This window comes from Azotobacter tropicalis (assembly GCF_059739045.1).
This window is the reverse complement of sequence record NZ_AP046059.1, coordinates 4,087,911-4,110,097: the sequence shown is the minus strand read 5'-3', so window position 1 is coordinate 4,110,097 and position 22,187 is coordinate 4,087,911. Positions and strand designations below refer to the sequence as shown.

At 64.9% G+C, this 22,187-nt stretch carries 15 protein-coding genes, 1 tRNA gene and 1 pseudogene; 11 read left to right on the top strand and 6 right to left on the bottom strand.

Annotated features, from left to right (window positions below; genetic code table 11):
* Positions 1-83 precede the first annotated feature (83 nt).
* From Atro_RS19405 to Atro_RS19370, 8 genes and pseudogenes are all read left to right on the top strand, one after another.
* Positions 84-2,136 (top strand): annotated as a pseudogene (locus tag Atro_RS19405) (putative bifunctional diguanylate cyclase/phosphodiesterase).
* A 119-nt stretch (positions 2,137-2,255) separates the two neighbouring features.
* Positions 2,256-3,578, top strand: coding sequence for an imelysin family protein (locus Atro_RS19400; protein ID WP_497924909.1), 1,323 nt, complete (start codon positions 2,256-2,258; stop codon positions 3,576-3,578).
* A 55-nt stretch (positions 3,579-3,633) separates the two neighbouring features.
* On the top strand, positions 3,634-5,049 hold the full coding sequence (locus Atro_RS19395) for a di-heme oxidoreductase family protein (protein ID WP_497924907.1): 1,416 nt from the start codon (positions 3,634-3,636) through the stop codon (positions 5,047-5,049).
* Positions 5,050-5,064: 15 nt separating this feature from the next.
* Positions 5,065-6,129 carry an imelysin family protein gene (locus tag Atro_RS19390; protein WP_497924906.1) on the top strand — a complete coding sequence of 355 codons (1,065 nt, stop codon included), beginning with the start codon at positions 5,065-5,067 and terminating at the stop codon, positions 6,127-6,129.
* Between the two features lie 13 nt (positions 6,130-6,142).
* The gene (locus Atro_RS19385; RefSeq protein ID WP_497924904.1) at positions 6,143-7,237 is read left to right on the top strand and encodes a DUF1513 domain-containing protein; all 1,095 of its coding nucleotides are present in this window, start codon (positions 6,143-6,145) and stop codon (positions 7,235-7,237) included.
* Positions 7,238-7,420: 183 nt separating this feature from the next.
* Positions 7,421-9,076 (top strand): ShlB/FhaC/HecB family hemolysin secretion/activation protein, encoded by a 1,656-nt coding sequence (locus tag Atro_RS19380; RefSeq protein WP_497924903.1) that lies wholly within the window; start codon positions 7,421-7,423, stop codon positions 9,074-9,076.
* Positions 9,077-9,179: 103 nt separating this feature from the next.
* A complete protein-coding gene (locus Atro_RS19375) occupies positions 9,180-9,926 on the top strand; it encodes a two-partner secretion domain-containing protein (protein ID WP_497924901.1) in 747 nt (248 codons plus the stop codon).
* 2,083 nt (positions 9,927-12,009) lie between these two features.
* Positions 12,010-13,656, top strand: coding sequence for a hypothetical protein (locus Atro_RS19370; protein WP_497924899.1), 1,647 nt, complete (start codon positions 12,010-12,012; stop codon positions 13,654-13,656).
* Positions 13,657-14,022: 366 nt separating this feature from the next.
* On the opposite strand, the gene Atro_RS19365 is transcribed toward Atro_RS19370, so the two are convergent.
* The 3 genes from Atro_RS19365 to Atro_RS19355 form a co-directional block, all read right to left on the bottom strand.
* Positions 14,023-14,250 carry a hypothetical protein gene (locus tag Atro_RS19365; protein WP_497924897.1) on the bottom strand — a complete coding sequence of 76 codons (228 nt, stop codon included), beginning with the start codon at positions 14,248-14,250 and terminating at the stop codon, positions 14,023-14,025.
* A gap of 429 nt (positions 14,251-14,679) precedes the next feature.
* Positions 14,680-15,492, bottom strand: a complete 813-nt coding sequence (locus tag Atro_RS19360; RefSeq protein ID WP_497924896.1) for an IS5 family transposase — start codon at positions 15,490-15,492, stop codon at positions 14,680-14,682.
* Positions 15,493-15,511: 19 nt separating this feature from the next.
* Positions 15,512-15,991, bottom strand: a complete 480-nt coding sequence (locus Atro_RS19355; RefSeq protein WP_497924894.1) for a tyrosine-type recombinase/integrase — start codon at positions 15,989-15,991, stop codon at positions 15,512-15,514.
* Positions 15,992-17,082: 1,091 nt separating this feature from the next.
* Here Atro_RS19355 and Atro_RS19350 point away from each other — a divergent pair.
* Positions 17,083-17,373 (top strand): hypothetical protein, encoded by a 291-nt coding sequence (locus Atro_RS19350; RefSeq protein WP_497924892.1) that lies wholly within the window; start codon positions 17,083-17,085, stop codon positions 17,371-17,373.
* A 216-nt stretch (positions 17,374-17,589) separates the two neighbouring features.
* Here Atro_RS19350 and Atro_RS19345 read toward each other — a convergent pair.
* A tRNA-Gly gene (locus tag Atro_RS19345) sits at positions 17,590-17,663 on the bottom strand.
* A gap of 311 nt (positions 17,664-17,974) precedes the next feature.
* Between Atro_RS19345 and aroQ the strand changes: the two genes are divergently transcribed.
* Together aroQ and Atro_RS19335 are read left to right on the top strand one after the other, a co-directional pair.
* Positions 17,975-18,418, top strand: a complete 444-nt coding sequence (gene aroQ, locus Atro_RS19340; RefSeq protein WP_497924890.1) for a type II 3-dehydroquinate dehydratase — start codon at positions 17,975-17,977, stop codon at positions 18,416-18,418.
* Between the two features lie 4 nt (positions 18,419-18,422).
* Positions 18,423-19,277 (top strand): shikimate dehydrogenase, encoded by an 855-nt coding sequence (locus Atro_RS19335; RefSeq protein WP_497924889.1) that lies wholly within the window; start codon positions 18,423-18,425, stop codon positions 19,275-19,277.
* Between the two features lie 143 nt (positions 19,278-19,420).
* Here Atro_RS19335 and Atro_RS19330 read toward each other — a convergent pair whose 3' ends face one another.
* On the bottom strand, positions 19,421-20,086 hold the full coding sequence (locus Atro_RS19330) for a TetR/AcrR family transcriptional regulator (protein ID WP_497924887.1): 666 nt from the start codon (positions 20,084-20,086) through the stop codon (positions 19,421-19,423).
* A 94-nt stretch (positions 20,087-20,180) separates the two neighbouring features.
* Entirely contained in the window at positions 20,181-22,082 is a 1,902-nt protein-coding gene (quiC, locus tag Atro_RS19325; RefSeq protein ID WP_497924885.1) for a 3-dehydroshikimate dehydratase QuiC, read from the bottom strand.
* Positions 22,083-22,187 lie beyond the last annotated feature (105 nt).

The window sequence follows — 22,187 nt, the reverse complement described above, 5'->3', positions numbered from 1 at the left end:
GCATTGCAAAACAAGCAGTTTTTGACGTCTTCTGCAGTCCTGCCAATACTTGACCGAGGCGGTACTCCTCCAGGACTCCCCATGTGAAGCCGGCACCGCGCAACAGCCTGTCCCTGAAACTGCTCCGTGTGGTACTGCTCTGTGCCCTTCTGCTCGGACTGCTGTTCAGTTGTGCCCAGATCGCCTTCGAGCTGCAGAAGACCCGCCAGCAGATCGACCACGAGGCCGAGCGGCTCCTCGCCATGTTCCGCGAGCCGGCATCCCAGGCGCTCGGCACTCTGGATCGGCAGACGGGCGAGCAGGTCATCGCAGACCTGCTGCATCACGAATCGGTCGCCTCGACCAGCCTCGTCCTGCCCTCCGGCGCCGTGCTGGCCGAACGCTCCCGGCAACTGCCTTCCTTCGCCAGTCGCACCCTGACCGATGCGCTGCTCGGCCACGAGCAGCATTTCAGTCTTCCGCTGCGCGGCCGCCCACCGGACGACGCCTCCTCCGCCGGACTGCACCTCGCGCTGGACACCGCCGCCTACGGCCACGACTTCCTGAACCGCGCCCAGGTCATCCTCCTCGCCGGCCTGCTACACGCCGTCATCCTGGCCATGCTGCTCTACCTGGTCTATCAGCGGCTGCTGAGCAAGCCTCTGGATCGCATCATCGCCAACCTGGCGAAGATCGACCCGGAACACCCGGGGCCCGGCAATTGCCGATGCTCGAGGGCAACGAAAAACCGAACTGGGGCTGTGGGTCCACACGGCCAACCAGCTGCTCGCCTCCATCGAGCGCAACACGCGCCTGCGCCACGAGGCGGAGCACAGCTTGCAGCGCATGGCCTACTACGACGTCCTCACCGGCCTGCCCAACCGCCAGCAGCTGCTGCGCCTGCTCGGCCAGGCCCTGGCGGATGCGCGCCGCCATCAGCACCGCGTCGCCGTGCTCTGCGTCGGCCTGGACGACTTCAAGTCGATCAACGAGCAGTTCTGCTACCGGAGCGGCGACGAACTGCTGCTGGCCCTGGCCGATCGCCTGCGCAGCCACGACACCGCTCCCGGGACCCTGGCGCGTCTGGGCGGCGACCGTTTCGTACTGGTTCGCACCGGCATCGAAGAGCCCTACATGGCCGCCGAGCTGGCCCAGGGCATCCTCGACGACCTGGAGGCGCCTTTTCGCCTGGAACAGCAGGAGGCCCAGCTGCATGCCAGCATCGGCATCACCCTCTACCCCGAGGACGGCCGCTCCCCCGAGAAGCTGCTGCAGAAAGCCGAGCAGACCATGACCCTGGCCAAACGCTCGCACAGCCGCTACCAGTTCTACATCGCCAGCGTCGACCGCGAGATGCGCCACCGCCGCGAGCTGGAAAAGGATCTGCGCGAAGCTGTGACGCGCGGCGAGTTGCAACTGCTCTACCAGCCGCAACTGAACTACCGCAACCGGCGGGTGGAAGGGGTCGAGGCCCTGCTGCGCTGGCGCCATCCGCGCTACGGCCTGGTGCCGCCGGACCAGTTCGTGCTGCTCGCCGAACACAGCGGCAGCATCATTCCCATCGGCGAGTGGGTGCTCGACCAGGCCTGTCGGCAGCTACGCGAGTGGCACGACCTGGGCTTCGCCGAGCTGCACATGGCGGTCAACCTGTCCGCCGTGCAACTGCGCCACGACGGTCTGCCGCGCCTGATCGACCGGCTGCTGCACAACTACCGGCTGCCGGCCGGCAGCCTGGAGCTGGAGGTCACCGAAACCAGCCTGATGGAAGACGTGCAGATCGCCGCCCGGCACCTGCGCAGCCTGCGTCGCTGCGGTGCGCGGATCGCCATCGACGACTTCGGCACCGGCTACTCCTCGCTGAGCTACCTGAAGAGCCTGCCGCTGGACAAGATCAAGATCGACAAGAGCTTCGTCCTGGACCTGCTCAACGACGAGGATCACGACGCCGGTACCATCGTCCGCACCATCATCCAGCTGGCCCGCAACCTGGGCAAACAGGTGACCGCCGAAGGCGTGGAAACCGCCGAGCAGGAGGCCTACCTGATGAGCCAGGACTGCCACGAAGGCCAGGGTTATCTGTACAGCAAGCCGCTGCCGGCGGCGGAACTGGTGACCTTCATCCGCGATGCGCAACTGCGTCAAGCGCCCGTCAGCTGATTCCCGGCGGACAGGCCCGCGGTCGGCCATCGGTCTACTTTTCAAAAATGCAAATCCTTCGCATCATAAACGGCAACTGCGCATCGCGCCCCGCCGACTCCGCCGCAAGGACTACCGTCATGTCCCGCACTCCCTTGGCCGCCAGCCTGCTCGCCATCGCCCTCTCGCTCGCCGGCTGCGATGACCAGAAAGAACAAACCAGCACCCAGGCCGCCGCACCGGCAGCCAGCGCTCCCGCCGCCGCACCGCGGGTCGACGAGGCGACCGCCAAGGCGGTGGTGAAGCATTACGCCGACCTGGCACTGGCCGTGTACGGCGACGCCCTGAGCAGCGCCAAGGCCTTGCAGCAGGCAGTCGACGCCCTGCTCGCCAAGCCGGGCGAGGACACGCTGCGGGCCGCCCGCGAGGCCTGGATCGCGGCGCGCGTCCCCTACATGCAGAGCGAGGTGTTCCGTTTCGGCAACCCGGTGGTGGACGAATGGGAGGGCCAGCTCAACGCCTGGCCGCTGGACGAGGGGCTGATCGACTACGTCGCCGCCGACTACCAGCATGCGCTCGGCAATCCCGGTGCCAGCGCCAACATCGTCGCCAATACCGAGATCCAGGTAGGCGAAGAGAAGCTCGACGTCGCCAGCATCACCGGCGAGACCCTGGCCAGCCTCAACGAGCTGGCCGGCTCGGAGGCCAACGTCGCCACCGGCTACCACGCCATCGAATTCCTGCTCTGGGGCCAGGATCTGAACGGCACCGCCGCCGGCGCCGGCCAGCGCCCGGCCAGCGACTACCTGGCCGACAAGGGCTGCACCGGCGGCCACTGCGACCGTCGCCGTGCGTACCTCAAGGCGGTCACCGACCTGCTGGTCAGCGATCTGCAATACATGGTCGGCCAGTGGCAGCCGCAGGTGGCCGACAACTACCGCGCCGGCCTGGAGCAGGAGCCGGCCGCCAACGGCCTGCGCAAGATGTTCTTCGGCATGGGCAGCCTGTCCCTCGGCGAGCTGGCCGGCGAACGCATGAAGGTGCCGCTGGAGGCCAACTCCACCGAGGACGAGCAGGACTGCTTCAGCGACAACACCCACAATGCGCACTTCTTCGACGGCAAGGGCATCCGCGACGTCTACCTGGGCGAATACCGCCGGCTCGACGGCAGCCTGCTGAGCGGACCGAGCCTGTCGTCGCTGGTCGCCAAGGCCGATGCCCAGACCGACGCCACCCTCAAGGCCAACCTCGCGGCCAGCGAGGCGCGCCTGCAGGCGCTGGTCGACAGCGCCGCCAAGGGCCAGCATTTCGACCAGCTGATCGCCGCCGACAATACCGCCGGCCAGCAGCTGGTGCGCGACGCCATCGCCGCGCTGGTCAAGCAGACCGGTGCCATCGAGCAGGCTGCGGCCCGGCTGGGCATCGGCGACCTGAATCCGGACAGCGCCGACCACAGCTTCTGATCCCCGCCGCCTGTCGGGCGCGGCTCGCTGCCGCGCCCTCCCTGGGATGCCGTCGATGCCGTCACCGCTTCACCGCCTTTTTCCCTTGCTGCTGGTGCTCGGCCTCGCCGCCTGCGACGGGCCTTCGGCGGACTTCAGCCGGCCCGAGCCCGACGAAGCCCTGTCGGCGGGCAGCGCCACCGTCCGGCGCAGCGACCGGGACGCCTTCGCCCAGCCCTCGGCCAATCTGACGTCCGGGCAGCGCATGGACTTCGCCGTCGGCAACAGCTTCTTCCGCAAGCCCTGGGTGATCGCCCCGGCCAGCACCACCGCCCGCGACGGCCTCGGCCCGCTGTTCAACACCAACGCCTGCCAGAACTGCCATCTTCGCGACGGCCGCGGCCATCCGCCGGAGGCGCAGGCGGGCAATGCCGTGTCCCTGCTGGTGCGCCTGTCGCTCCCCGAGACGCCGGAAACCGCAGCGCTCGCCGAACGTCTCGGCGTGGTTCCCGAACCGGTCTACGGCACCCAGCTGCAGGACATGGCGGTGCCCGGCGTGATCCCGGAGGCGCGGGTGCGCCTGAGTTACGACACCCAGCGCCTGCGTTTCGCCGACGGCTTCGAAGTGGAGCTGCGCCAACCGCGGCTGCTGCTCGACCGCCTGGGCTACGGCCCGCTACACCCCGACACGCGCTTTTCCCTGCGCATCGCCCCGCCGATGATCGGCCTCGGCCTGCTGGAAGCGATCCCCGAGACGGACATCCTGGCCAACGCCGATCCCGACGATGCCGACGGCGACGGCATTTCCGGGCGCCCCAACCGGGTGCGGGACCGCATCGCCCAGGCGACGGCCCTGGGCCGTTTCGGCTGGAAGGCCGGACAGCCGACCCTCGACCAGCAGAACGCCGACGCCTTCTTCAACGATCTGGGCCTTTCCAGCAGCCGGCTACCCGGCAGCAGTTGCACGCCGGGCCAGAGCGATTGCCTGGCCGGCGCCGATGGCAGGGAGCCGGAAGTCGACGACCACCTGCTCGCCCGGGTGCTTTTCTACACCCGCCATCTCGGCGTGCCGGCAAGGCGCGCCGTGGAGGACCCGCAGGTACTGGCCGGCAAGGCGCTGTTCCACCGCGCCGGCTGCGCGCAGTGCCACACTCCCGCCTTCGTCACCGCCGCGAACGCCGACCCGGCGCTGGCCAGCCAGAAGATCCGTCCCTACAGCGACCTTCTGCTGCATAACATGGGCGACGGTCTGGCCGACAATCGCGCGGAATTCAAGGCCAGCGGCCGCGAATGGCGGACTCCGCCGCTGTGGGGGCTCGGCCTGACCGCAGCAGTCAGCGGCCATACCCAGCTCCTTCACGACGGCCGGGCGCGCAACCTGCTGGAAGCGATACTCTGGCACGCTGGCGAAGCGCAAGCGGCCAGGGACCGGGTCCTGAGCTTCGATGCCCGCCAGCGCGCCGCACTCCTGGCCTTTCTGAACTCCCTCTGAAAAAGGAACCGAAGCATGTTCCGCAGCACGCCCCTCCTCCTTGCCCTGACCGGCCTCCTGCTCGGTGCCTGCACGCCCAAGGAGCCCAACCTGCAGACCAGCACCGCCCTGACCGATGGGGTGCTGCTGCCAGCCTACAGCGCTTGGACCGAAGCCGACCGTCAGCTGGCGGCCAGCGCCCTCTCCTTCTGCGCCGGCAACGAGGACCTGCAACAGGCACGGCAGATTTTCCTGGCTGCCCAGGGCAACTGGGCCGCCCTGCAGCCCCTGCTGCTCGGGCCGCTGGCCGAAGGCAACCTGACCTGGCAGGTGCAGTTCTGGCCGGACAAGAAAAACCTGGTCGCCCGTCAGGTCGAGAATCTGCTGCAGCAGAAGCCGGAACTGACGCAGACCGACCTGGATCAGGCCAGCGTGGTGGTCCAGGGCCTCAGCGCCTACGAATATCTGCTCTTTGACAAGGATCTGGACCTCGCCGACGCCACCCAGCGCCAACGCTACTGCCCGCTGCTGATCGCCATCGGCAAGCACCAGCAGACCCTCTCCGCGGAAATCCTCCAGCAGTGGCAAGGAGAGGCCGGCATGGCCGCACAACTGAAGAAGTTTCCCAACAGCCGCTATGCCGAAGCCAAGGAGGCCATCGCCGAAATCCTGCGCGCCGAAGTCGTCGCCCTCGACGGTCTGAAGAAGAAGCTCGGCACCCCGCTCGGCCGGCAGAGCAAGGGCGTGCCGCAGCCGCTGCAGGCCGAAGCCTGGCGCAGCCAGTCCACGCTGTCGAACCTCGCCGCCAGCCTGGCAACGGCCGAACGCCTGTGGCTCGGCGTCAAGCAGGACGGCATTCGCAGCCTGCTCGGCGGCGACCGGGTGGAACTCGCCCAACGCCTCGACCAGGCCTTCGGCGACAGCCGCGGACGGCTCGCCGCCCTGCAGCGTCCGCTCGACGAACTGCTCGCCGACAAGGGCGGGCGCGACCAGTTGAATGCCCTCTACGACAGTCTCGATCGCCTGCATCGCCTGCACGAGCGCGAGCTGGCCAAGGCGCTCGGCATCCAGCTCGGCTTCAACGCCCACGACGGCGACTGAGGATGGCACGGCCATGAAGCGACGCATCCTGCTCGCCAGCGGCGGCGCCCTGCTCGCTGCCGCCACCCTGGGCGGCTGGCGCCTGCTGTCCGGCAGTAGCCAGCCGCTGCTGCTCTCCGCCCGCGACGATGCCGACGGCCATCACCATGCCGTCGGCTACCGGCTGGACGGCACCCAGGCCTTCGCCACTCCGGTGGCCGAGCGCTGCCACGACGTGGTGCCGCATCCGCACCTGCCGCTGGCGCTGTTCATCGGCCGCCGACCGAGCCGCGAGAGCTATCTGATCGACACCCGCGACGGCCGCCTGCGGCAGACGCTGGCCACTCCCGCCGACCGGCACTTCTACGGACATGGCGTATTCCATGCCGGCGGCGAGTGGTTCTACAGCACCGAGAACGATACCCGCGAACCCGGCCGTGGGGTAATCGGCGTCTATCGCCTGCAGGCCGAACGGCTGCAGCGCGTGGCCGAACACCCCAGCCACGGCATCGGCCCGCACCAGTTGCTGTGGATGCCCGACGGCGAAACCCTGGTGGTAGCCAACGGCGGCATCCGCACCGAGGCCGACAGCCGCGAGAAGATGAACCTTGATGCCATGGAGCCGAGCCTGGTGCTGCTGCGCCGCGATGGCCACCTGATCAGCAAGGAGCGACTGCCCGAGCGGATGAACAGCGTGCGCCATCTGGCCGTGGCCAGCGACGGCACCGTGGTCAGCGGCCAGCAATACGAGGGAAATCCGCAGGATGCCGTGCCGCTGCTGGCGATCAAGCGTCCCGGTCAGGCTTTCCGGGCCTTCCCCCTTGGCGAGGCCCAGCGCCGGGCGATGAGTCAGTACACCGCCAGCGTGGCGATCCACAGCACACTGCGCCTGCTGGCAGTGACCGCGCCACGCGGCAACCGGGTATTCGTCTGGGATCTGGATAGCGCCGCGCTGCGCCTCGATGCGCCGCTGGCCGACTGCGCCGGTGTCGCGGCGGTCGCCGAAGGCTTCGTCGTCAGCTCCGGACAGAGCCGCTGCCGACTGTACGACTGCCGCCAGGCACGGATCGAAACTCGCCATCTAGAGTTGCCGGCCGGGCTCTGGGATAACCATCTACGCCTGGCCTGATGCCACTGTCTGGTGAAACGGGCGAGGAACGATGGCAATTTTGCCTTGATAGACCGTCTGTCAGCTCTTACTCTGAAAGAGCCCGGTCTGGGCGCCCCAACCTTCAAGGATTGAAGCACGCTGTATCCGGCCCACCCCACCAACCGGCCGGATGCCATGGCTTCTTGGAAAGGAATCCGAACGATGCGCCATCTGCGGCCGCTGTTTGCCCTGTGCACCACCCTGCCTGTCTGTAGCGTTTTTGCGGCCACGCTTCCCAACGCTGGCCGACTGATCCACGAAATCGAAACAGCACCACTTTCCGTACCCGCGCCTCAGCGCCTCGACCTGACCCTGCCGGACAGCGGCAACGGCCAGGTGACCGCCGGCGGCCCGACACTGTCGGTGAAGGGATTTCGCCTCAGCGGCAACCAGGCAATCCCGAGCAGCAAGCTCCTGCCCCTGCTCGACAACCTGAAAGGACGCGATCTCAGCCTCGGCGAGTTGCAGCAGGCCGCACAGCGCCTGTCCAACTACTATCGCCAGCGCGGCTATCCACTCGCCCGCGCCTACCTGCCGGCCCAGGAAATCGACCAAGGCATCGTCGAGATCGCCCTGCTCGAAGGCCGCTACGGCCAGATCCAGCTGCAGAACGGTTCGCGCGTCAGCGACCGCGTCCTCAAGGGCCCGCTCGCTCCCCTGGAAAGCGGCACGGCGGTCGAGGGCAAGGAGCTCGAACGCAGCCTCCTGCTGCTGCAGGACACCCCGGGCGTCGAAGTCAAGTCCACCCTGCGCCCCGGCACCAGCGTCGGCACCTCGGACCTGGTCGTCGAAACCCGTCCCGCCCCGCTGGTGAGCGGCTCGATCGATGCGGACAACTACGGCAACCGCTTCATGGGCCAGGATCGCCTGGGCCTGACCCTCAACCTGAACAGCCCGCTGGGCCTGGGCGACCAGTTGAGCCTGCGCGGCATGCGCTCCGACGAGGGCCAGAACTACTACCGCATCGGTTATCAACTGCCGGTCGGGCCGATCGGCACGCAGATCGGTGCGGCCTACTCCAACATGAATTACGAACTGTCCAAGGACTTCGACGAGCTGGACGCCCACGGCAATGCGCGCATCGCCACCGCCTTCGTACTGCAGCCGCTGATCCGCAGCCGCACCTTCAACCTCTATGGTCACCTGCAGTACGAGCAGAAATTCCTCGAGGACGACATCGACCTGTTCTCCAGCCGCAGCGACAAGCACCTGCGCAACTGGAGCGCGACCCTCAGCGGCAATGCCCAGGACAACCTGGGCAGTGGCGGCGTCACCAGTTTCGCCCTCACCTACACCCACGGCGACCTGACCATCGGCAGCGGCGACGTGGAGCAGCTGGACGACGCCACGGCTCACACCCAGGGCACCTTCAACAAGTGGAACCCGGCCATCCTGCGCCTGCAACGCCTGACCGACCGCCTCAGCCTTTACACCCATCTACAGGCCCAGCTCAGCGACGGCAACCTCGACTCCGCGGAAAAGTTCTGGCTCGGCGGCCCCTATGGCGTGCGGGCCTACCCGCAGGGCGAAGCGACCGGCGACCAGGGCTGGCTGGCCAACGTCGAGCTGCGCTATGCCCTGACCCCTGCCTGGCAACTGTCCACCTTCGTCGACCACGGCGAAGTGCGCCTGAACGAGGACACCTGGGACGACGGCGAAAACCACCGCAGCCTGTCCGGCGCCGGGGTCGGCATCAACTGGAGCGATTACGGCTGGCGGATCAGTGCCGTATCCGCCTGGAAACTCGGCAGCGAGCGCACCGAAAGCGATGTCAACCGCACGCCTCGCGTCTGGGTTCAGTTAGTCCGCTATTTTTAATATCGAGTAGTACGCGCTGTCGTCGGACCGGCAGTATCGGCCGTAGCGCACCGACCATGCCCGCAGTCGTACGTATACCCATCGGAAGGGGGCTCGACAATTAATGAACAGGATCTTCAACGTCATCTGGAGTCATACGCAAAGCGCCTGGGTCGTCACCAGTGAACACGCCGCCAAACGCGGCAAGCCCGGCCGCCTGCGGCTGCCGATTCTCGTCCTCTTTCTCTCGCCGCTGTCCCTGCTGGCCGCCGACCTGCCCGAGGGCGGACAGGTCGTCCTGGGAAGCGGCGCCATCGGCACACCCTCGGGCAACAATCTGCAGATCCAGCAGAACAGCCAGAAAATGGCCATCGATTGGCAGAGCTTCAACATCGGCGCGGACAAGAGCGTGACCTTCCAGCAGCCGAACAGCAGCTCCATCGCCTTGAACCGGGTGATCGGCAGCGATGGCAGCGCCATCTACGGCAAACTGGATGCGAACGGCAAGGTATTTCTGATCAACCCCAACGGCATCCTCTTCGGCCAGGGGCCAGCGTCAATGTCGGCGGCCTGGTCGCCTCGACCCTGGACATCACCAACGAGGATTTCGAGGCCGGCAATTACCGCTTCAAGGGTAACGGCCATCATCTGGCTGGCGTCAGCAACCAGGGCAACATCACCGCCAGCGACGGCGGCGCAGTGGCCCTGCTCGGTGGCCAGGTCAGCAACGACGGGGTCATCCAGGCGAAGCTGGGCACGGTGGCCCTGGCCGCCGGCAACCAGGTCACCCTCGACTTCGCCGGCGACGGCCTGCTCAATGTCCAGGTCGACCAGGCCGCCGCCGACGCCCTGGCCCGCAACGGCAGCCTGATTAAGGCCAATGGCGGCACGGTGATCATGACCGCCAAGACCAGCGACGCCTTGCTGAAGACCGTTGTCAACAACGAAGGCATCATCGAAGCGCAGACCCTGGGCAGCAAGAACGGCAAAATCGCCCTGCTCGGCGACATGAACCTGGGGATCGTCCAGGTCGGCGGCACCCTGGACGCCTCGGCTCCGGACGGGGGCGACGGCGGCTTCATCGAAACCAGCGGCGCCACGGTACAGGTCGCCGATACGGCCAAGGTGACCACCAAGGCCAGCACGGGCAAGACCGGCACCTGGCGCATCGACCCGAATAACTTCACCATCGGTGCCGGCAGTTCCCCGACCGGCAGCAACATCGCTGCCGATACGCTGTCCGCCAGTCTGGCGAGCACCAACGTCGAATTGGCAACCGGGGACAACGGCGCGGAGCCCGGCGACATCAACGTCAATGCCGCCGTCAGCTGGGATGCCGGCACCACCCTGACCCTGAGCGCCCACAACGACATCAACATCAATGCCGATATCACCGCCACCGGCGACGGCGCAGGCGTAGCGCTGAATCACGGCAGCAATGCCACCTACCGCCTGCTCAACGGCTCCAGCATCACCCTTTCCGGCAGCGGCGCCGGCTTCTCCGTGAACGGCGATGCCTATACCGTGATCCAGACCCTTGCCGCCCTGCAGGGGGTCGGCAGCAGCGATCTCGGCGGACGCTACGTGCTGGGCAATGACATCGTCGCCAGCGATACCAGCACCTGGAACGGTGGCGCCGGCTTCGAGCCGATCGGCAATGACGGCAGTGCGTTCACCGGCATCTTCGATGGGCTGGGGCACACCATTTCGGGACTGACCATCAACCGCTCGACCACCGACAACGTCGGCTTGTTCGGCGCGACCGAGAACGCGACGATACGCCAGTTGGGACTGGTCGATGCCAGTGTCCGCGGATTGAGCCGCGTCGGCAGCCTGGTCGGCAAGGCCTCGTCCAGCACGCTCGAGTCGATCTACGCCACCGGCAGCGTCGGCGGCTACCAGTACGTCGGCGGACTGGTCGGCGGCAACAGCGGCTTGATCGCCAACAGCCACAGCATCGGCGGTGTCGGTGGAGAAAGCTTCGTGGGCGGACTGGTCGGCAGCAACAGCGGCCAGCTCATCAACACCTTCGCGCTCAGCAGCGTGATCGGCACAGCCTCGAGCATCGGCGGACTGGCGGGCTACAACTCGGGTGTGCTCATGGGCAACTTCGTCGTCGGCGACATCACTGGCAACACCAATGTCGGCGGCCTGGTGGGAACCAACGACAGCGGCATCGTCGCAGGTAACTACAGCATCGGCCTGGTCACCGGAAACACCAATGTCGGCGGCCTGGTAGGCTCCAATATTAGCGGATTGGTCGTAGCCAACTATAGCAATGCAATCGTCAGCGGCAACAGCAACGTCGGTGGCCTGGTTGGACTCAATTTCGGCGGCCTCGTGGCAGGCGGCGGCTTCGGTGCCGCAACTCTCGACGAGTTGGCCAGCTTGTTCGGGCTCGACAGCGGCGTTCAGCTCGCCAGCGGTTACAGCATCGGTAATCTGACTGACATCGCCAGCAGTACAGGGCTGTCAGGATTCGGCGACAGCACCCTCTACGCCGGCAGCTACGGCCTGGATAGCCTCGTCAGCATCAGTACCCTCGACGGCCTGCAAGCACTCATCGACAGCAAACTAGCTGCAATCGGCTACAGCCTCGCCGACCTCGGCGGACTCGAACTGCTCGGCAGCGCACTCGACCCCGACAACAGCATGCTTGGCGACTACGCGGACCTTCTCGGCAGCGTCAGTGGAAACACCAATGTCGGGGCCTGGTGGGACTCAACGCGAGTGGCATCGTCGCCGGCAGCCACAATTTCGCCAACGTCTATGGCTATACCAACGTCGGCGGACTGGTGGGCGGCAACAGCGGACTGGTCATCGGCAACAGCGCCTCGGGTAACGTCACGGGCGAAGAGGAGAACACCGGCGGATTGGTTGGCTATAACACCGGCTCTGTCAAGGTCAACTACGCCACGGGCACTGTTTCCGGCAAGAACAAGGTCGGCGGCCTGGTGGGATACAACGCCGGTAGCATCGATACCAACTATGCCGCCGGCAATGTCGCCATCGGCACAGTTTCCGGCGGCAACGCTGGAGGTCTGGTCGGGGCCAATGCGGGCAACATCGAGAACAGCTTCGCCCTTGGCAGCGTCAGCAGCGTCTCATCCCGCAGCGGTGGACTGGTCGGCACCAACTCGGGCTCGATCGTCAACACCTATGCCTCCGGCAGCGTCTCCGGCACCAGCGAGGTCGGCGGACTGGTGGGATATAACGGCGGCAGCATCGATACCAGCTATGCGATCGGTACTGTCACCGGCACGAGCGGCAATGTCGGCGCCCTGCTGGGTTATAACGGCGGCAGCATTGCCAGGAGCTACTGGAATGCCACAACGGCCGGCAGTCGGCCCGGCATCGGAGCTGGAAACACCAGCGGCGCCAGCGGCCTGACCAACGAAGAGATGATGCAAATGGAGAGCTTCGCCGACTGGAGCATCTCCAACAGCGGTGGTAGCAATGCGGTCTGGAGGATCTACGAAGGCCATACCACTCCCCTGCTGCGCGCCTTCATGACACCGCTGACGGTCACCTCTGACGATGTGACCATTACCTACGACGGTACCGTCTGGGCTGGCGGCAGCAGCTACACGACCGGCTCGATAACCCCGAACTTCTGGCACCGCTATCCCAAGGTCAAGCAAAGCCTGATCTATGGCACCATCAATACCAGCCAGCCCGCACGCAACGCCGGTACCTACGCGATCGACGGTGGCCTCTACTCCAGCCAGCTCGGTTACGACATTAGCTACAACTCCGGCACCCTTACCATCAACAAGGCCCAGCTGATCCTGAGCGCCAGCTCGGACAGCAAGACCTACGATGGCACCACCACCTCGAGCGGTACGGTCGGAATTACCGGTCTTGCTACCGGCGATACGGCCACGGCAACCCAGGAGTACGATTCGGCGACAGTCGGCGAGCGCACCCTACTGGTGGACGAGGTAGCCATCGAAGACGGCAATGGCGGAAACAACTATGAGGTGACCCGCCAAACCGCCAGCGGTCTTATTCTTGCCGCCGCCGATACCGGAGGTGGCGGTGATGGCGGAACCGGTGGCGGTGGCGATGGCGGCACCGGCGGGGATGGTGGTTCCGGTGGCGACAGCGGTTCTGGCGGCAGTGGTGGCGACGGCGGCACCGGTGGGGATGGTGGTTCCGGTGGCGACAGCGATTCTGGCGGCAGTGGTGGCGACGGCGGCACCGGTGGGGATGGTGGTTCCGGTGGTGACAGCGGTTCTGGCGGCACCGGCGGCGGGGATAATGGCTCCGGTGGCGGCGACACTGGAGGAGAGGGTGGTTCTGGCGGCACCGGAGGGGATAACGGCTCCGGCGACGGAAGCACTGGCGGAAATGGTGGCTCTGGCGGCACCGGCAATGGAGGGAATGGCAACCAGCGCGACAAGGATGCTCTTGTCCGGCTATCCCCTGCCTACCTCGCCAGCCTGGCCACCAAAGAGCCCTGCAGAACGGCAGATCAGCAGTTGGACGTACGCCAGCGCTACCGCTGCCCCATCCCCAAAGTCAGTCAAAACCAAGCAGCCATCGAAGCTGTCCCCTATACGATCGAGGCTGGAGGCCTACGTCTACCGGAAGGAATCTGAGCGATGCAAAGCAGCCGGCCCGCTTGGCCGGCTGCCTCTTGGCCGACTTGGTAACGCCATTCGTTCAGGCTGAAGCGCCTGCTTGCATCGACCTCTTGCAGCAGCTCCATACCAACCAATAAGCAGCCCTCCTCGCCATCCCAGCGCCATCCCAATACCTGGCGACAAGCGCGCCCGGCCTCAGCATGGCTTGGCCATGAGCCAGCTTCTAATTTAGACTTTCGAACGGAAGATCTTGAGCCAAGCAGTCATACAAGCCAGTATGGCGCTCAAGAAAAGACGCAGACCTGCTGAGGGGCTGCATGAGGTTGGTTGGCCTCGTGGCAGAGGCCAACTGATCGGTTCGAGAATGTATACATGGCTGAATCAGTTCGAAGCTTTCAGACCTTGCGAGAGACCGAACAGAAGCAGCATCAGATCCTGATCCGGGCGAACTTGCGCAACACCTCTGGCATTGGGGGGCAGCGGACAATGATCAAGGCCACTCTTGGCATTGATCACACCAGGTGCCGGTTCATGCCAAGCCGCCACAGCCAGGGAAGCAACGGCCAAGGAACCTACAAAAAACAGACCCCGTGCGAGTGCTAGTTTCATTCTTATCATCCCTTGCTCGTGTTTGTGTTGCGAACACACCCACTATGAGGCTAGATCACCCACGCCCTCGTTGCCTTGACTCATAGCAACAAACAGCCGGGTGGCAGGCACGCTCATGCACCGCCCGTGCCGCGCCCTATCAGGCGGCCCTTGTACCCGACCTTGTTCAGCCGTCAGGGTGATGGTGTTTTCACTGATAACGAGCTTCGCCGGGGAACAACTTAGCCTGCGGGGGTGGTGCGGCGATGGCGCCCGGCCCGCTAACTAGCCGGATTGCTCTCGCATCGGCCAAGAGCAATGGCCTGGCAGAATATCTGGCGCAGGGCTACGCGGATCTTTGTCACGGGTGTTGGTCGCCCCCTGGCCTCGATCTTGGCTTGCAGCTCGGCGCAGTCCCTAGAGCCTGTTATTAACCCGTTCGTTTCTTGATCAGCCGAGTGTTGCCAAGGCCTTGAGAGCAGTCGGCAACATCAGGCAAACAAAGGCTATGAAGTGAAAGCCCGCCAGCGTCGAGGCCAGGCGCTCGTAATCCCGACTCAGTCTTCGAAAGCGGGCCATCCAGCCGAAGCTGCGCTCGACCACCCAGCGCCGGGGCAGCAGGATGAAGCCCTTCTTCGCTTCCGTGTGCTTGATCACTTCCAGCTGGATGCCATGCGCCTCTGCCTGTCGGGCCGCCGACTCGCCGCTGTAGCCCTGGTCGGCGAAGGCAACCTCCACCGCCTCACCGGTCACCCGCTGCACCTGCTCGGCGAGGGCGGCCACCTGGGCGCGGTCCTGTTCGTTGGCGGGCGTCACCCGCAGGGCGAGCAACTGCCCCAGCGTATCCACGGCCATATGCACCTTCGAGCCCTTGCGGCGTTTGGCCCCGTCATAGCCGGCCCGTGCGCCGCTTTCCGGCGTCGACTGCAGGGTGCGGCTGTCGAGGATCACGGCGCTGGGCTGAGCCTTGCGCTTGTCCGCCACCCGGATCAACTCGCGCACATCATGCAGCAGTTCCTCGAAGACGCCGGCCTCGATCCAGCGTCGGGTCTGCTGATACACCACCTGCCACGGCGGCAGATCATGCGGCATCTGCCGCCAGAGCAGGCCGCCGCGGACGATGTAGCGCAGGGCATTGAAGACCTCGCGCAGGCTGTGGACACGATGGGCGGAGGATTCGGGCATCAGCGCCAGATAGGGCGCCACGAAGGCCCACTCCTCATCGCTGACATCGGTGGGGTAGGGTTTTCGGGTTAACTGCAAACGATAACCAAAGCAGTGGTTAATAACAGGCTCTAGGGGTGATCGAGGTGATGGGCTTGCTGCCCAGGGCGGGCAAGATGTCGTTGTCGATGTAGCCGCGCATCAGCCGGAGCATGCTTTCGGCCAGGCCATCCGTGACCTTACGCTGATACCAATAGGCGACAGACTCCCGGAGGGGATTCAGCCCAGCGGCTTCCCTGGAGGCCCTCTCGGCGCGCTTGCGCTGGGCAGGGTCAATTCCATTGCTCAAGTCTTTGCGATGCTTTGCGGCCTTCTGGCGGGCCAGCGAACCGCTCACGTCTGGATAGCCGCCAAGCCCAAGCCAAGACCACTTGCCAGCCGCGCTCTTGTAGCGGAGCTGCCAGGACTTGGTGCCGTTAGGCTTCACACGCAGGTACAGGCCGTTCCCATCAAGCTCTCGATACTCCTTACCCTCCGGCTCCAGGGTGGCGAGCACGGTATACGTCATGGACTGGCGCTTGATCTCTATCCGCTTCAATTCATGTATCCCCAGATTCGGCAATTTCGCGAGGAGACAAGCAGGGATACAGGGATATGCAGGGGCAGGCGGGGATATTCGGGTGGCGAAGGGAATCGAACCCTCATCTATCCGTTTCGCTGTGTGCCTATTCTGCGCGTTCCGTGGCTGCTGCCGCTTCGCTTGTGTCATTCCGGCACTGTCTGGCACGGCTTTTTCGACGCTTCTTCGACACTTTTGCCTCGATCTCTCCAGGTCAAGGGCCGCTCGCAGGCCGGTTCAACCGCAGAAAGCCCAAGGGGCTTTTGAGGATTGAAGCGGGCGAGTACGGGCGCAGCGCACCCTTGACCCTGCACGAGTTAAGACATGCTCAGCTAGGGGCGCAGGAGGCGCTTTTTCTCCTGCGCTCCCGCCGCGTCGCAAGCAAGACGCCCCCGGCAGGGCCGCCGGAGGCGCTTTTGCTCTTGTCCTGAACTGCTGGGCACCTATCGTCCATGTGCCTGCCCGACCGAGCGGCTTGGTTCAGAGCGAGGGCGGGTAGGCACATGTGACGTCCCTGTAGCACGTCAATAAAAGCAATTTCATGAGTGTCGTTTCGTCTCAGTAAGGGCTGTTATTAGCTTTGGCCTGCGGCTTGACTTGGAGGTAGGCATACGTTGAAAATACATAAAACATATATAGGTTTTATGTATGAATTCAGTAGACCGGCAGCTTTGCTATGCCTTCCTAGCATGGGTGGGTGGTAAGTCTATCGCTGAGGCTCAGAACCTTTTTCGCACATTGCCTAGGCCTGAACGCGCTCGGCTGTTGAAGGATGCTTTGGAGTGGCGGTCTGAGGAGCGCTCTAAGCGCGATCAGGAGGAGCGGTCGCCCATTCCTGCCGCTGATAGCGTAGAACTGCCTTCCCCTTCAATCGAGGTTCAGGCAGCTAGTCGGCCCGAGGCTTCTGCTCCAAAGCCCTCCAAGCAAAAGAAAGTTCTGTTTTCTATCTTGCTGCCTCCGTCCGATTTGGAGGCTCTCAGAGGGCTTTCCGAGGAGACGGGGGAAACGATGGCTTACCACGTCAGAACTGCGATAAAGCGTTATCTCAAGGCTTATGAAAAGGGGGATGTATGACTTTGGACGTAGTCATCATGCGGCCGACGGTATTTCAGGCGCTGGATCTTTTGGGCAAGTGGGTGACTTGCCGAGTGGATTGGGGTAACGGGGAAGCGGATGATGTTTACGACACGCAGCCTGCTCAGATCGTGGGTGTCGTGGTGCCTGCTCCAGGCTCTGCCGTATCTGCTCAAATTTTGATGCACTCGCACAGGGGGTTGCAGGCGCCTGATGGTTACGGATTTGAGGTTTTTTTGGATACCATCAAGTTTCTGCGGGTTGTGGATCATGAGGGCGGCTTTTGATTCCGCCTCGGACGCGCTTCGATCGCCTATTTTGAGCCGCTGCGCCCCGGCGAACTGACGCAGTCTTTTTGCCGGGGCGCAGCGGCTTGCGATCGAAGCGCGCTATCTGAAATGCCATCAGACTGATGATTACTTGCTGATTTCGGCACTTTTTCGACATTAATCGCTGCGAGAAACAAAAAAGCCCCTTAAATCAGGGGCTTAGATGTTGATATTTGGAGCGGGCGAAGGGAATCGAACCCTCGTCATGAGCTTGGGAAGCTCAGGTAATGCCATTATACGACGCCCGCAAGTCGCGCATTTTTACCAGAAGTCAGCCTGCAGGTGAAGCGCAACTTTCCGGAGCAGCCTTGCTGCGGTCAGCCCAAGCTTTCGCTCTCGATCTACGCCACCTCACGACCGATAACCGCACACTTTAATAACCGCCCCCGGCTGCATCAACAAGCTACGGAATGCCCACCCCAGTGGGGTTGCAGCCGTGTCGTCCGGCGCGGCTGCTGTCGGCCAAGCGCCGACCAGGCTTCCGGCGAATTGACCGAATTAACTATTTAGTACATTTTATACGCGCACCTCCAATTACCTAATAACAACGGAGAATCGCGTGACACACACAGTCCTCGTGCTCAACGGCCCCAATCTCAATCTGCTCGGTACACGCGAGCCAGCCACCTACGGATGGGAGACCCTGGCCGACATCGCCGACCTCTGCACACGCACCGCCGAGGAGTGCGGTCTGGCCGTGGAGTTTCGCCAGACCAACCATGAAGGCGAGCTGATCGAATGGATCCATTTGGCCCGCGGTCGCTGTGCCGGCATCCTGATCAACCCCGCCGCTTGGACGCACACCTCGGTGGCCATCCGCGACACCCTGCTCGCCAGCGAACTGCCGGTCATCGAGGTGCACCTTTCCAACGTGCACAAGCGCGAACCCTTCCGCCACCACTCCTTCGTGTCGGACATCGCCGTCGGTGTGATCTGCGGCCTCGGCAGCCACGGCTACCGCATGGCCCTGCAGCATTTCAGCCAGCTTCTGAAGAAGGATTGAGTCCATGAGCGCCAAACCGAACAGCATCCTCGCCGGCCTGATCGGCGCCGGTATCCAGGCTTCGCGCACCCCGGCCATGCACGAGCAGGAGGGCGACGCCCAGGGCATCCGCTACCTGTACCGGCTGATCGATCTGGACAAGCTCGGTCTGACCAGCGAAGCCCTGCCGGAACTGCTGACCGCCGCCGAACGCATGGGCTTCACCGGCCTGAATATCACCTTCCCCTGCAAGCAGGCGGTCATTCCGCTGCTCGACGGGCTGTCGGCGGAGGCCCGCGGCATCGGCGCGGTGAACACCGTGGTGTTCAAGGACGGCAAGCGCATCGGCCACAACACCGACTGCCTGGGCTTCGCCGAGGGCTTCCGCCGCGGCCTGCCGGGCGTGGCACGCGAGCGCGTGGTGCAGATGGGCGCCGGCGGCGCCGGAGCCGCGGTGGCCCATGCCCTGCTGCAGGCCGGCGTGCGCCAGCTGACCGTCTTCGATGTGGAGCCGAGCCGTGTCGCCGATCTGGTCGCCAGCCTCGACACCAGCTTCGGTGCCGGTCGGGCGCTGGCCGGTAGCGATCTGCCCGCCGCCGTAGCCGAAGCCCAGGGTCTGGTCAACACCACGCCGGTCGGGATGGCCAAGCTGCCCGGCATGCCGCTGCCGGCCGAACTGCTGCATACCGGGCTATGGGTGGCGGAAATCATCTACTTCCCGCTGGAAACCGAGCTGCTGCACACCGCCCGTGCCCTCGGCTGCCTGACTCTCGATGGCAGTAACATGGCGGTGTTCCAGGCGGTCAAAGCGTTCGAGCTGTTCAGCGGTGCCCAGGCCGATGCCGGACGGATGATGGCGCATTTCGCCAGCCTCGGCTGACTCCGGTCGGAATTGGCCACTGTTCCGACAGTGGCCAAGCCCCCACCCCGCCGACGCGGCCCGCGAGCGACAAGCCCGGCCCGGCACCAGACAGCCCCTATCAGCCGCGCTCCACTTCCCCCGACGGACTGGAAGCCCCCTCCTCACGCCCGGATATAGCGAATCACCGTCTCGCAGATCATCTCCCGATGGCGCGCCTTGGCCTGCGAGTCGCCGAGATCGACCTGGTGGATGGTCGAGAAGGTATAGCGGTTGGACACCCGGAAGAAGCAGAACGAGCTGATCAGCAGATGCAGGTCGAGCGGATCGATACCGGCGCGAAACACGTCGGCATCGACACCACGGGCGAGGATCGCGGCGATTTCCGTGACGATCGACTTGCTCATCGAACGGATCAGCTGGGACCGGGCGATATGCTCGCCGTGATGGATATTCTCGATGCTCGCCACGCGGATGAAGTCGACGTTGGCGTCGTGGTGGTCGAAGGTGAACTCGACCAGCCGGCGGATCGCCGCCTCCGGGGCCAACTCGTCGAGCCGGAGGGTGGCCTCGGTGGCGCGGATATCGCCGTAGAGCTTCTCCAGCACGGCCAGGTAGAGCTGCTCCTTGCTACCGAAGTAGTAGTAGATCATCCGTTTTGAGGTGCTGGTGCGCTCGGCGATGGCGTCCACCCGCGCACCGCTCAGGCCCTGCTCGGCGAACTCGTGGATGGCGGCGAGGAGAATGTCCTGGCGGGTCTTTTCCGGGTTGTTCTTGCGCGGTTGGCGAGGACGCACGGCAGGGTCGGCGGCAGGCTTGGTGTCCGGCATGGAAAGCGCATCTTGAAGGGGAAGGATGGCGCCATTATTCATGGCCGCACCGCAGGAGAAAAGCCACGGCGGAAGGCGCCGCGGCTTTGCCGCCTCACAGCTTGGGCTTGCTGTGTCCGCTGCGCGCCTGGGCCATGGCCGCCAGGCGCACCGCCACGTTGGCCGCCCCGTAGCCGGCGTAATCCTTGCGCTGCAGGATCTCGAAGAAGAAGCGCTCGGCGAACGGCTCCGTGTAGACGTGGAACAGCTCGCCGCCTTGGGCATCGCGGTCGTAGAGGATGTTGAAGTAGGCCAGCTTGCTGAGGAAGTCGTCGTCGAAGTCGAAGCGCGCGGCCAGATCGTCGTAGTAGTTCAGCGGGATTTCCAGCAGGGGCACGCCGGCTTCCTTGGCCTGCTCGACGGCGGCGAAGATGTCGTCGCAGACGAAGGCGATGTGGTGCACCCCGGAACCGCGATAGGTCGACAGCGAACGGGAGATCGCCGTGTTGCGGTTCTCCGAGATGTTCAGCGGCAGGCGCACCGAGCCACAGCGGCTGCGCACCGCGCGGCTTTTGACCAGCCCGTAGGGGTCGGGCAGCACCACCTCGTCGTCGGCCGCGAAGTCGAACAGGCTCTTGTAGAACAGCACCCATGAATCCATGGCCTCGGCCGGCAGGGCCATGGCCACATGGTCGATGCGCTGCAGCACGCCACTGCCGGCTGGACCTTTTTTCAGATCGAAGTCGGTCTCGTAGATGCTGTGGCCCTCGGCATCGCGGTCAACCAGGTAGATCAGGCTGCTGTCCGGCGCGCGCACCGCGGGAACCTCGCGCTCGTTGGGGCCGACCAGACCGCGATAGGGCTGGCCGCCGAAGCCGCAGGCGCGCTCCAGCGCCTGATGGCCGTCCTGCACCCGCAACGCGGTGGCGCACAGCGACGGGCCATGGGCCTCGAAGTAGCTGTGAGCGAAGGAATAGGGTTCGGCGTTGAGCACCAGGTTGATGCCGCCCTGGCGCAGCAGGCTGACGTTCTTCGAGCGATGGCGACCGGCCTCGGCGAAGCCCAGCTGGGTCAGCCAGTGAGTCAGCCGGGCGGCGTGGGTGTCGTCCACGGCGAACTCGAGGAACTCGATGCCGTCATAGCGGCTGGCCGGCGGCGGCGCGAACAGCACCCCGGGCTCCACCGGCTGCCCCTGCCGCTCCAGCAGCAGGCGGGTCTTCTCCTCCAGATAGAGCAGCGAGCGATAGCCGTCCGCCGCGTTGCTGCGGGTCGGCGCGGCACGGAAGCCGTCGTTGAAGATTTCCAGCGACAGCGGCCCGCGGTAGCCGCTCTTGAGGATCGGCGCGAGAAAGCCCGGCAAGTCGAACTCGCCCTGCCCCGGAAAACAGCGGAAATGCCGGCTCCACTCCAGCACGTCCATGGCCAGGATCGGCGCATCGGCCATCTGCACGAAGAAGATCTTCTCCCCCGGCACCTCGGCGATGGCGCTCGGATCACCCTTCAGCGACAGGGTGTGGAAGCTGTCGAGGATCATGCCCAGGCTCGGGTGGTTGGCTTCCCTGACGATGTCCCAGACCTGCTGCCAGGTGTTGACGTGACGGCCCCAGGCCAGCGCCTCGTAGCCGATGCGCAGGTTGCGCGCGCCGGCACGCTCGGCCAGCAGGCGCAAGTCGTCGACGAGGACCTGCCGCTCGCCGAGGGAGTCGCCGGCGACATTGCTGCACACCAGCACCAGATCGGTGCCCAACTCCTGCATCAGGTCGAACTTGCGCTCGGCGCGGTCGAGGTTGCGCTGCAGGCGGTCGCGGCGGCAGCCCTCGAAGTCGCGGAACGGCTGGAACAGGGTGATGGCCAGGCCCAGGTCGGCGGCCAGCTTGCGCACCTCGCGCGGGCTGGCGCCGTAATAGAGCAGGTCGTTCTCGAAGATCTCCACGCCATCGAAGCCGGCGGCGGCGATCGCCTCGAGCTTTTCCGGCAGGGTTCCACTGAGCGAGACGGTAGCTATGGAACGATGCATGAGTCCTCCGCATTGGAGCAGTCGGCCGCCAGCGGCTGCCGAAAGCATGGATCGGGCAGGCCGGACTGGCGAAGGGGGAAATCCGCATCAATTATTGGTCGACAC

Excerpts from the sequence above, each read along its gene's own strand:
- Atro_RS19400 (WP_497924909.1), top strand. The coding sequence starts at position 2,256 with ATGTCCCGCACTCCCTTGGCCGCCAGCCTGCTCGCCATCGCCCTCTCG.
- Atro_RS19395 (WP_497924907.1), top strand. The coding sequence starts at position 3,634 with ATGCCGTCACCGCTTCACCGCCTTTTTCCCTTGCTGCTGGTGCTCGGC.
- Atro_RS19390 (WP_497924906.1), top strand. The coding sequence starts at position 5,065 with ATGTTCCGCAGCACGCCCCTCCTCCTTGCCCTGACCGGCCTCCTGCTC.
- Atro_RS19385 (WP_497924904.1), top strand. The coding sequence starts at position 6,143 with ATGAAGCGACGCATCCTGCTCGCCAGCGGCGGCGCCCTGCTCGCTGCC.
- Atro_RS19380 (WP_497924903.1), top strand. The coding sequence starts at position 7,421 with ATGCGCCATCTGCGGCCGCTGTTTGCCCTGTGCACCACCCTGCCTGTC.
- Atro_RS19375 (WP_497924901.1), top strand. The coding sequence starts at position 9,180 with ATGAACAGGATCTTCAACGTCATCTGGAGTCATACGCAAAGCGCCTGG.
- Atro_RS19365 (WP_497924897.1), bottom strand. The coding sequence starts at position 14,250 with ATGAAACTAGCACTCGCACGGGGTCTGTTTTTTGTAGGTTCCTTGGCC.
- Atro_RS19350 (WP_497924892.1), top strand. The coding sequence starts at position 17,083 with ATGACTTTGGACGTAGTCATCATGCGGCCGACGGTATTTCAGGCGCTG.
- Atro_RS19335 (WP_497924889.1), top strand. The coding sequence starts at position 18,423 with ATGAGCGCCAAACCGAACAGCATCCTCGCCGGCCTGATCGGCGCCGGT.
- Atro_RS19330 (WP_497924887.1), bottom strand. The coding sequence starts at position 20,086 with ATGCCGGACACCAAGCCTGCCGCCGACCCTGCCGTGCGTCCTCGCCAA.
- quiC (WP_497924885.1), bottom strand. The coding sequence starts at position 22,082 with ATGCATCGTTCCATAGCTACCGTCTCGCTCAGTGGAACCCTGCCGGAA.